We start from the raw sequence: 2,225 nt of genomic DNA, 5'->3' as shown, positions 1-2,225 counted from the left end.
CCTCAGCAAAGTAGCAACATCTTACGTTTTAAAGTAAAGGTGGTTTCTGGATATCAAAAAGACAAACAGATCAGGTTGTCAGGGCAGATGCTTCTTGCCATAAAATTAGATAGTTTAAAGCCTATTAAATTAAAATATGGCGACGAAATCATGATCCCAGCTACATATACCGAAATAGAGCCTCCATATAATCCTGCAGAATTTGATTTTAAAGCCTGGCTGGGCAGTCAGAATATTTATCATCAGGCTTTTATAGATCAGAATTATATCGTTAGCAACAAAAATAATATTGGTAATCCCATTATAAAGATGGCTTTAAACTTAAGAGAAAAGCAGGTTGCAAAATACCGAAGCTTGATTAAAAGTGATGAAGCTTTTGCGGTGGCCTCTACCCTTATTTTAGGTTACCGTGCTGATTTAAGCAAAGAAACTTTATCGGCCTATTCCAAAACAGGAACCATTCATGCTTTATCTGTATCAGGAGCACATGTAGCCATTATTTATGTCGTTTTGGATTTTTTGTTCCTCTTTTTGAACAAGAATCGTGCGCTAAGGATTATGAAACTGTTGTTAATCTGCACTTTGATTTGGGGATATGCTTTGTTAACAGGGTTATCACCTTCTGTAGTCCGCTCGGCTGTAATGATCAGCATTTTAATTACGGCTAAAGTTTTATCGAAGCAAACCAACAGTTATAATGTTTTGGCCTTTTCGGCATTTTGTCAGCTGGTCTACAATCCGTTTTTAATTTTAGATGTTGGGTTTCAGCTTTCCTACCTTGCTGTATTCGGACTAATTTATCTTCAACCTAAAATTTATAACCTTCTTTATACTGAACATATTTGGCTAGATAAATTATGGAGTTTCACAGCGATGTCTTTAGCCGCACAAGTGGTCACGTTTCCGTTAAGCATTTATTATTTTCATCAATTCCCACTTTACTTTCTTTTTGCGAATCTTTTTATCACTATCCCATTGGTGTTAATGATGTATTTAGGAATTGTAGTATTAATTCCGCCATTCAGGTTTTTAGTGGCGGTTTTCGAATGGGTAATAAATTTCACAAATGCTGTATTAAAATGGATTGCCAATTTGCCATATGCTAGCTTTTCCTCAATATGGATTAATTTGCCTGAATTTGCATTGTTGAGCCTATCGCTCGGGTTATTTATTTATGCCTTGGCGAAATTAAACAAACGACTTTTGTTCTCTTCTTTAATGTTATTTGTTTGCTATCAACTTTTGATTGTACACGATGATCTAAACGCTTTCCATCAAAGGAAAATTATTTTCTTTTCCCTAAGAAAAAACTATGCGGCTGCTTTTATTAATGGAAAAGAAGCTGTTTTGGTTTCAGATTTAAGTGCTGAAGATAAAAATTATAATTTTTCTATTGTTCCGGTATTAACGCAATTACAGGTAAACAAAATACGTTTTATTAGTTTTAACAAAGATACCGTTTTGGGGCAGTTCGTTTTAAAGAACAACCAAATTGCCTTTTTTAATTATAAGATGCTGTTGATTGATGAAAACCTGGATGATAAAAATATAAACGGAAATGCTACTTTTTCAAGTATCTGGTTAAGTGGAAATACTAAATTTAATTTAGTCAAAATGGACCTTGATATAAAATATAAAACTGCAATAATCGATGCTACTAATAAAGATTATAAAATTCAGATCTTAAAGAAGTGTATGGAGAATAATGATATAGATGTACATGTTTTAAAGAAAAATAAAGCATATTTGGTGCAACTAACCCAATAAGATGGAAAATCTGGTTTTATATCAGGTTGCTGAAAGAATAGCAACGATAACAATCAATAGACCCGAAAAAAGGAATGCGCTAAACCCTAAACTTATCGCTGAATTAACTTCTGCATTTATAAAAGCATCTGAAGATGACCTGGTAAAAGTGGTAATATTGAATGCAAATGGCGATACTTTTAGTGCTGGTGCCGATTTAGCATATCTTCAGCAATTGCAGCACAATACATTTGAAGAAAATGTGGCTGATTCTAATCATTTAAAAAAACTCTTTACAACGATTTATTATTTACCAAAAGTCGTTATTGCACAGGTAGAAGGTCATGCCATTGCCGGCGGCTGTGGTTTGGCCACGATATGTGATATTGTTTTTGCTACCCCTGAAAGTAATTTTGGGTACACTGAAGTGAAAATTGGTTTTGTACCTGCTATTGTTTCTTGTTTTTTAAAACAAAAGG

2 protein-coding genes are annotated in these 2,225 nt (G+C 33.8%); both read left to right on the top strand.

Features of this window, described 5'->3' with window-relative positions; all coding sequences use genetic code 11:
- Positions 1–1,767, top strand: a 1,767-nt coding sequence (locus AC1DPQ_RS25590; RefSeq protein WP_477611291.1) for a ComEC/Rec2 family competence protein, incomplete at its 5' end; no start/stop codon positions are given.
- 1 nt (position 1,768) lies between these two features.
- On the top strand, positions 1,769–2,225 hold a 457-nt coding region (locus AC1DPQ_RS25585), incomplete at its 3' end, for an enoyl-CoA hydratase/isomerase family protein (RefSeq protein WP_477611290.1).

This window comes from Pedobacter sp. 01T416_2 (assembly GCF_056398925.1).
Note: the sequence above shows the minus strand (reverse complement) of the source record. Positions and strands in the feature narration are given on the sequence as shown.